Raw genomic sequence first — 8,819 nt, 5'->3', positions numbered from 1 at the left:
AATAACGCAAAGATTATTTCGCTAGCGCCGGCCGTATCAGTCATTATCTCTTTTATATCGAGACTTGTTTGCTGATCCTGCATGCCATCCAATAAATAAAGAGAGTCACGAAGAGTGCCCGTAATTACAATCCCATGAAATCCTGTATTTTGATCCGATACAAAATTATAATAGGTTAGCCCGCGTTTTGGCCCATAGTATTTTTTATTAGGTCCAGAGTTCACTGTTTTTACAGCACAGGTAAATCTTACTCCATCCGCAGAGGCAATATTACCTGTGCCCATCTTTTTTGCAAGTGGTTGTTTGGAATGAAGGTCTACCAGTTTTGCATTTGATCTGGCAATGGTCTCAGCACGAATGCAATTTTGCTGGACCCAGCTCAATCGATTGCGCGTTAATTGTGGATTGTCTTCATTAATCAATGGCTCAATGCCAATATTGCATGCTTCCGCCATAATAACTGCACATAAGGACACTTCAATCCCAGATACTCGTGAGTTATTATCGCTAATGTGTGTACATTCATCTGTAAAATCAGACATGCGGTTGGCTTCGAGCAATAGTTCTGGAAAATCAATACGAGGCATCAGCTTGTCGATCTTATCTTTCAATATTTTTAAGCTTTCTGGCTCATCAATTTTTTCTAATCTGGATAATTTAATTCTATCTTTGCCCTTACTGTTTCTTACAATCTCAACCGCATCATTTTGCGGTAGTCTTTGAAGTACTTTCTGGTATTTATCTTCTAATATTGAAGATAGATAACCAAATTCCTCATCAAAATCTATATTTAAATTGAGTGATCGGCATACTGGAATTTTATGTTCATCCCAAGCAGAACCTCTTAATAATTTAGTACGTGGGTCACACCATCGCTCACTATGTACAACGTGCATATCGCGGCTACGCATATTTGCCTGTAGATGATCCATTGCACATAACGTATAACCTGGTCTATCAATTTCTTTGGTCTTAGGATTAATAACAATATTTCGCCAACCCGCATTAATAATGTCAAGTGGCGCATTTTGAAATGAAGGTTTCCTCTTCCCTTCGATAGATGCTAAAAATTCTATTGCTGCTTGAACAGCTTTGCCTTCTTTAGTTGTTTGGAATTTAACTGTGTTAAGTAATGTTGGCAAGAATCGACGTACTGTCTTATATTGTTCAAGCAACTCATCGTAATATTTGTCATGATGTGGTTTTGCAATTTGCCTAATTATTTCTACCGCATTGGATATGGTGTCTTTAGAAATGGCTTTATAAATTACAGATGGCAAATTTTGCTCCCCATCATGTTGTAAAAACAGATCGCCAAAATCAGACAGTTTTAATGCAGCCTTGTCCAAATCACCCAAGCTCCGGATACGCTTTTTCTCACCTAATCGTTTTGCTGCCGCAGTGATTTCTGTGATCAACATGTCCAATAGATCTAATGCATCATCCAGCGCCCTAATTTCATAAACATAGGCGAATGAAAACAATACTGCAATGCGCCTATCATCAGGCATTCTTGCAATCGAGGGTGCCCATGAAACAGTAACATATCTGGCTAAATGATTAATTTTTGCTTTGGGTATATTGCCAATGTTTATTTGACCTAAGCCCAAGTCACGTATGTATTGATAGCGTTTTAATGACTGCACTAATCCAGTACTGCTGATATTTGTTGGTCCTTTCTTTAATTCATCAAGTTTACTGTAACGTTTACCGTCAGGTACCAACAATAAATTTTCGAGTTGTTGCTTCTGGTTGACATTGACCAACAAAGTCAATCGTTGCCAGAGTTTTTTTGATACCCGGTCTCGAACTTTTGCTATCAAAACAGTCAATGTACTTATGCCTGGCAACAGAATTTTTCTGCTGATAAGCCATAATGTACAGCGTTCAAAAAGAATGCTGGGTCTTTCATTACCAAACCACGCCTGATCATATAACCAGCGAGTGAGTCGATATCCCCAGATTCCATTAAGATCTTGATAATCAAATATGGTTTTTATTTCAGTACAATGCACTGATCGCGTTGCCTTACGATCCATATAACATTCAAGGTCTATTGGCGGTTCAATCGCTAATTGTTTTGCTATATAATTGACAACCTCATTGGGCACATCAATCGGATTTGGAAGGAAGGTTCCAAGAAATCTTAATGTGGTTAATTGTAGAGCATATCCAAGTTTGTTGTAATCACGACGACACGCGTTAATTAATTCTTTATCCTTATCGTCAAGATAAAAAAATTTATCAAGTTGCTCTTGTGTCAGCATCTCAGGATATTTAATGTAGCTCTGATATTGCTCATCGGTTAAAAAATCTACAGGCATGTATATCTCAAAACGGCCAACAAGGGATTTGGCCTATATCACTCTAAAAAATAGTGCCTACTTATTGTATTGAAGCTGGGATATTAATTAAATTTGGTTCTATAATCAATTTGCAATATGGTTTAAAAGACGTTAATTTAATAACCAGTTAAGTGACTGTTTTTATTTGTACTAATGAACATTTAAGGCTAGTCACATAACCGGTCGTTTTTGTTACTATGATGTACTAGATTTTTTTAACTAATATATAAGGTGTCTTATGCAAGATAAGAAAGAAGATTTATCAGCCGATGCAAATGATCAAGAAAAACCATTTTTTCTTACTAAGTCTTATCGCCCAACTAAACCACCAACATTTACTGAAGAAGAAAAAGAACGATTTGCTGAGAATGCAAAAAATATTCGTACTGATGGGCATAATTTACGATTTGATGAAAGACGGCAAATGTATTTTTACTTACCTAAAGATCATCCTGAATATAAAGAACATCCTGAAGATGTAGAAGAAAATAATAACTGGTGTACTCTTTTATAATTCTAAAGTGGCGTTTGGTCGCAGGCTCCATATATTGCGACCTGTAAATAGGTGAAACAATGCTGATTGGATATGTGCGTGTATCAAAAACCGATGGTTCACAATCGATAGATTTACAATGTGATGCTTTATTGGCAGAAGGAGTCAAGGAAGAGTTCATTTATCAAGATCATGCTTCTGGAAAGCAAGATGATCGCCCAGGTCTTCAAAGTTGCCTAAAAGCATTACGAGAAGGTGATACATTAATTGTATGGAAGCTAGATCGTTTAGGACGTAATCTTCACCATTTGGTTAATACGGTTCATAATTTAACTGAAAAAAACATTGGCTTAAAAGTACTGACTGGTCATGGTGCTGCTATTGATACAACAACGACTGCGGGGAAACTCGTGTTTGGTATTTTTGCAGCACTTGCTGAGTTTGAGCGAGAAATGATTAAGGAACGTACTCTAGCAGGAATGGCCTCAGCTCGTGCAAGGGGTAGAAAAGGTGGACGGCCCTATAAAATGACCCCAGCAAAGCTTCGGCTTGCAATGGCTTCTTTAGGCAAACTTGAAACTAAAATTGGCCCTTTATGTGAAGAACTCGGAATTACTAAACAGACATTATATCGACATGTAGGCCCGACAGGTGAATTACGAAAAGATGGAAAGAAACTACTTGGAGTGTCATGACTCAAAATTTATGAAAAATATTTTCGCGATGATAACTGCTTAGAGTAACTTTTCGTTCCAATGATTGTCACACCCCAATCTGTTTTCTGGGATGTATATAAGTATCTGGATCTCCATTATATAAGAGATATCAGTGCGAAACTGGCTTTCTGTTAAATAAAGGATGTCAAGGTTCTAACCCCAAACATCCTGATATCTAATTTGTCCTTTTTTGGAAAAGAATTAATTGGCTGTGGTTTCACATATTCAGCACATACCCTTTCTTTAATCGTTTGACCATAAGCTGGATTTGTATCTGTATTAATCCCCCTATATCACGCAATAGATTGCTCTTCCCCATAAAGTTCTTGTTGCTCTAATTGTTTCCTATATTCGATTACTCGTTTATCCATTACTGCACGCCAAAGCGGAGGAATCAAGGCGAGAACGATCATCCCCAGATATCCTGATGGAAGCTGAGGACTTTGCTGCATATGACGTAAAATCTGATAAGGACGAGCTCCATAAGTGTGGTGATCTGAATGACGTTGCAAATGAAATAAAATACTATTGCTTAACCAGTGGTTAGCATTCCATGAATGATACGGATTAACTTTCTCAAAACCACCATTAGCCAATTTTTTTCTTTCCAATCCATAATGCTCTATATAATTGACTACTTCCAATGTTAGTATCGCCATAAAAGATTGCAAGAGAAAAAATGCCAGAGTACCGATTGTTCCGAAAAGTAAACAAGCAAGGCTTATTGCGACAGGAGCACCTATTATCCACCAGAAATTATTATGAATACTCCATAACGAGTATTTTTTCTGAGAAAGGCGCTTTTTTTCCAGATGTAGAGCTGATTTAAATGAGCCAATCAATGTTTTAGGTAAAAATTGATAAAAACTTTCTCCCAATTGTGCGGTAGCCGGATCCTCTGGAGTTGCGACACGCACATGATGCCCTTTTACATGCTCAATAAAAAAGTGCCCATAACATACGATAACCAAAAGAACTTTGCTATAAAATTGCGCTACAGAGTTATTTTTATGCATCATTTCATGAGCAAGATTAATCCCAGCTCCTCCGGAAATTAGCCCTAGAGACATAGTAAAACCTAGCCATTCATTCCAGAGTAAATGCTGAGTTGTCACTATATATGCACCATAAGCCAGCATGATGATTTGAGCAAAGACGTAAGTATAGGTTAAATATTTAAAATAATTATCCTTAATTAATTTCTTTTCCTGTTCTTTAGTGGGATTGGAAGGATCTCTAATAAAAGCATCGACAAATGGAATAAAAACAAAAATGATAAGAAAAGGAAAAAAAGTAGCCCATCCCCCCAAATATAAACCAATAAAGGGAAGTATTAGCAATAAATAAATCATTAAAAAACTGTACTTTTTCAATAAACGCATGACAATAGCTCCTACCTTGGAATAATTTACTTGCTCTATTAATTAATGCCCATATCTTTTCAATCTAGGACTTACAAAATTTACGACCCCGATACAGATCATTTTCTTATCAGAATCATACTTAACTCTTGATTAAGACTAGGGCCGATTGTCTTCGAATGGCTTGACAAGATCCTATCCCTCATTTTGAGACTTTCAAAGTAAAAACTCAATCCAAATTGTCATGAAATAAGAGAAGAGGCCATAAGAAAAGGGCCATATCTTTTATAAAACAATGCGGATAACCAACTAAAATTGCTTACAATCTTTTAACTGTATATAATAAATCCATTGTGAGCCATTATCGCTCCAATATCAATCAGGGGTAGCAGATGCCAACCATAGATTTGACACGATTGGATTTAGCTGTTCCAACTATAAATTTCCAACATGGACCACAATTAGTTACCAGGCCCATTACGGATCATTCGCCAATAATACAAAATACTCGCTGGGGCGCTGTAGCTACACTGAATATACTTCATCCTGGCTCCCCACTTGCACCTCCTGCTCAAATAGATGGCATCACAGCTCTGCCTGTCAATGGCAAAGTACAAATGGAAGCAATGGCTAAATATATCTTTAAAATATTTCAACAAGGTATTGGGTTGCTTGCTTTACAAGAAGTACCAGCTCTTAAAACTGAGAACTTTAAATTTTTAAAAGAGAAACTAGAAAATAGTGTTGCTAGCTCAAATATTATTAAAATAAATGCACTAGAAAAACAATGGTCAAAAACGGGCATTCATCGCTTCGGAACATCTGTTCTTTATAACCCAGCACTCTTTGAGATAACAAAACTTAGACAATCAGATTTGCAGGATCGAATTGCTATTTATGAAGTGGAAGCAGCAAATGGCGAGCTCCTCCCTGTCGCTAATATTCATGGAGATTTTAAAAATCAAACAGCTACAGCACAATATATTGAGCAGTTCGATGGAATTGTTCTTGGTGATACCAATATAACCTTCTCTTCAATAAAAGCCTCTACAAGCACTAATATAATAAGAACAATTGAAAGACCCAGAATTGAAATTGAAGGAGTGGGACGCTTAATGAATACTGTTGATTGTATTCAAGATAACTACAGCAAGAAATTTGATCCAGGCTTTACCCCAAATGTGCTTGCTGTTACTTTTTAAAATTCAAAAATATTGATTGCGCTTTTGCAGCATCAAAGCTGCATATCATGAGTTCATCCTCAAAAGGATTCTTTATCTTGCTAATGAAACAGGCAACAAAATATGACCAGCATGCAACAAGAGTTCAGTAGCGCGCCCGTTTGAAGCAGCATGTGGTCGCCATCATAGGTAGAAATAACGAAGACCCCGATTCCACCTTCGGATAATGGCTGGACAACAGATAGAACGATTCCTGTTTCGTCGAATGCAAAAGGGCCGATGAATTGAATTGCAGTCCATTCGCCTTGACTAACGACACCCGAAGGTACTCTCTCTTGAAGGCAAACAATAGAAAGCTCGTCACCACCACGGCTGATAGATACTAATCCCTCTCCATCGGCCCATGCAGGTATTGCACATGTAACGTCTAAACGTGAAATGGCGTAGCTGCCATCCAGAATCTGCAAACGGATATTCTTTTTCATATTATTATTCTTTTAAAAATCAATTCAGAATTTATACGCTACTTTTTCTTCGTTGCATAATAGCAGAGAAAAACTCAGGTTTATTTAATCCCATTGAAGCAAAAATTTGTGGAATTTTATCCCAGCTTCCTTCTTGCTCAATACTTTCTACAATAAGCTCAAATCCATTATCCTTATCAGTCTCAACTCCCCAGCCATTGATAAAGCATAGTCCTCTTAATCGTTTAGCCTCAATATGGCCTAATTTATCTGCTGCTAAAAGATGAGCATGTGCTTCTTCATAAAGTTGATTAGTCGTTTTCATATTAGCCGGGCTCGTTAAAACCCCCTCTTCCTGCAAATTCTGTCTGCATTTGGCTTCGTCTACAAAAATTTGAGCCAATTGGTAATGGGCAGCTGCATCATCCAGATTTGCTGCCGCACGATAACATTCAATCATCATTAATTCAGAATAAGGAAATTTCTTGTTTCCCTTTAAGTTTTTTAAAATACCAGCGAGTTCATAATAAAGATTCACCTCTTTTTTAATAACCTCATCACCCGGCTGGTTATTAATCCGGTTATTCTGCATGGCTTTTAATTTTTTAATCAGACGTTTTATCTTCCAGCGTTTCATATTAAACATGAAATCTCCTATCCTCTCAGGATGTACTTTGAACAAATACTTGTAATAAATAAATAATAACCAAAATTAAAATCATCAATATTATAATTTTAGCTGCTAATCCAAGGGATTCTTTTACATCGTTCTGTAATTCCAAATTAGCTTCAGCGGCCTCTTCTGGCGGAGGTTTTTTAACAAGACCTAGTATTTGATCGTCAATATAATTAGAAATATAATACGAAATATACCCAGCAATAAGGCTTGGAACAAAAAATATCATCCACGTTAACATTTTACTGGTGCTGGTGCTGTAAAAATAAGCATCTTCGAAATACATGATCATACGACTGATGAAGTCAGGCACATCATAATGCAAATTCCAGACTAAAAATGGGAATATATATAAACTAAAGAAAAATAAACTCAAAGCCAGGATTAAGCTAATAATACCCAATATATACAATTTGCTATTATTAGTATATCTGTCTTGCTCCATGGTACCCTTCCACACGGTTGTTATTAATGTTTTCTATTAAGGGTTGACATTTTGGCCAACAACCCTGACGCGCGGTGATTTATCTAATATCCATAGCTTTTGCGATGCAATACACCATTTTGGCATGAAATATCAAAAGACCCTAGTTTTAAGATAGCAGAAGGGTATTAATAAGTACACTCGCTAGTTATATTTTATAAATCGTTTAAAATTTACAGAACAAAAATTTTTTATATAAGGATCATCATGAAACGTCAGGTATTTATGCTCTCGGACGGAACAGGAATCACGGCAGAAGCATTAGGAAACAGTTTAATAACTCAATTTGAAAATATTGCATTTGAAAAGCAAACGATACCTTATATTGACTCCTTACAAAAAGCGGAACATGTTATTCAACTAATAAATAAGTCTTATGCTGATTCTGGCATTAAACCACTTGTATTTATGACTTTGGTTGATCCAGATATAAGGCAATTCTTTAAAAGCGCCAACGCTTGCGTATTCGATTTATTCAGCACATTTATTGGTCCCTTAGAAACTGAGTTAAATGAAAAATCCTCTTATACCGTTGGCCGAACTCATGGTGTAGCAAATGATAAATCCTATACGCATCGCATAGAGGCAGTGGATTTTGCATTGGCTCATGATGATGGAATAAAAACACGCGGTTATGAGAAAGCAGACATCATTCTGATTGGTGTATCTCGCTGTGGAAAAACCCCAAGCTGTTTATATATGGCGTTACAATACGGAATATTAGCAGCAAATTATCCTTTCACAGAAGATGATTTGGTCGGTTTTCATTTACCGGAAGTGCTAAAACCTTATAAGAAAAAATTATTTGGACTAACTATTGATACTCAAAGATTACAACATATTCGCTCTGAACGAAGACCAAACAGTAAATATGCATCTGCAGAGCAATGTCGACTAGAAGTAACAGAAGTTGAGGCAATGTACAAAAAAGAAGGCATTCCATATATTAATTCAACAAAGTTTTCTATAGAAGAAATTGCCACTAAAGTTTTAGCTGCAGCTGGGCTACAAAGAAAAATCTAAGTGGATAAGACATTCATTATTGGGCTCCGTTGCAAAAAAGAACCAATTTTAAAAATATTAAGTTTTGGACGGATCT

The 8,819-nt window shown here is 36.5% G+C and carries 9 protein-coding genes; 4 read left to right on the top strand and 5 right to left on the bottom strand.

From position 1 onward, the window contains the following. On the bottom strand, positions 1–2,324 hold a 2,324-nt coding region (locus tag Q0495_RS14035), incomplete at its 3' end, for a Tn3 family transposase (protein WP_298627411.1). A gap of 259 nt (positions 2,325–2,583) precedes the next feature. On the opposite strand from Q0495_RS14035, the gene Q0495_RS14030 reads away from it, so the two are divergent. Together Q0495_RS14030 and Q0495_RS14025 are read left to right on the top strand one after the other, a co-directional pair. After that, positions 2,584–2,859, top strand: coding sequence for a hypothetical protein (locus Q0495_RS14030; RefSeq protein WP_298627409.1), 276 nt, complete (start codon positions 2,584–2,586; stop codon positions 2,857–2,859). Between the two features lie 59 nt (positions 2,860–2,918). After that, complete coding sequence (locus Q0495_RS14025) at positions 2,919–3,533, top strand: recombinase family protein (protein ID WP_298627407.1); 615 nt, start codon at positions 2,919–2,921, stop codon at positions 3,531–3,533. Positions 3,534–3,847: 314 nt separating this feature from the next. Here Q0495_RS14025 and Q0495_RS14020 read toward each other — a convergent pair whose 3' ends face one another. Further along, on the bottom strand, positions 3,848–4,936 hold the full coding sequence (locus Q0495_RS14020) for an alkane 1-monooxygenase (RefSeq protein WP_298627405.1): 1,089 nt from the start codon (positions 4,934–4,936) through the stop codon (positions 3,848–3,850). A gap of 371 nt (positions 4,937–5,307) precedes the next feature. On the opposite strand from Q0495_RS14020, the gene Q0495_RS14015 reads away from it, so the two are divergent. Further along, positions 5,308–6,117, top strand: a complete 810-nt coding sequence (locus Q0495_RS14015; RefSeq protein ID WP_298627403.1) for a hypothetical protein — start codon at positions 5,308–5,310, stop codon at positions 6,115–6,117. Positions 6,118–6,197: 80 nt separating this feature from the next. Here the strand turns inward: Q0495_RS14015 and Q0495_RS14010 are convergent, their stop codons facing one another. Genes Q0495_RS14010 through Q0495_RS14000 form a run of 3 tightly spaced genes read right to left on the bottom strand, consistent with a single transcriptional unit; the run spans position 6,198 to position 7,681 of the window. Beyond that, entirely contained in the window at positions 6,198–6,581 is a 384-nt protein-coding gene (locus Q0495_RS14010) for an ACT domain-containing protein (RefSeq protein WP_298627401.1), read from the bottom strand. 31 nt (positions 6,582–6,612) lie between these two features. Then, complete coding sequence (locus Q0495_RS14005) at positions 6,613–7,206, bottom strand: hypothetical protein (protein WP_298627399.1); 594 nt, start codon at positions 7,204–7,206, stop codon at positions 6,613–6,615. A 16-nt stretch (positions 7,207–7,222) separates the two neighbouring features. Beyond that, positions 7,223–7,681, bottom strand: coding sequence for a hypothetical protein (locus Q0495_RS14000; RefSeq protein ID WP_298627398.1), 459 nt, complete (start codon positions 7,679–7,681; stop codon positions 7,223–7,225). 246 nt (positions 7,682–7,927) lie between these two features. Between Q0495_RS14000 and Q0495_RS13995 the strand changes: the two genes are divergently transcribed. Next, complete coding sequence (locus Q0495_RS13995) at positions 7,928–8,743, top strand: pyruvate, water dikinase regulatory protein (RefSeq protein ID WP_298627397.1); 816 nt, start codon at positions 7,928–7,930, stop codon at positions 8,741–8,743. Positions 8,744–8,819: the final 76 nt, after the last annotated feature.

The sequence above is a fragment of the uncultured Legionella sp. genome, from assembly GCF_937871865.1.
Taxonomy (GTDB): domain Bacteria; phylum Pseudomonadota; class Gammaproteobacteria; order Legionellales; family Legionellaceae; genus Legionella.
The sequence above is the reverse complement of the archived record's forward strand: the minus strand, read 5'-3'. Positions and strand labels throughout refer to the sequence as shown.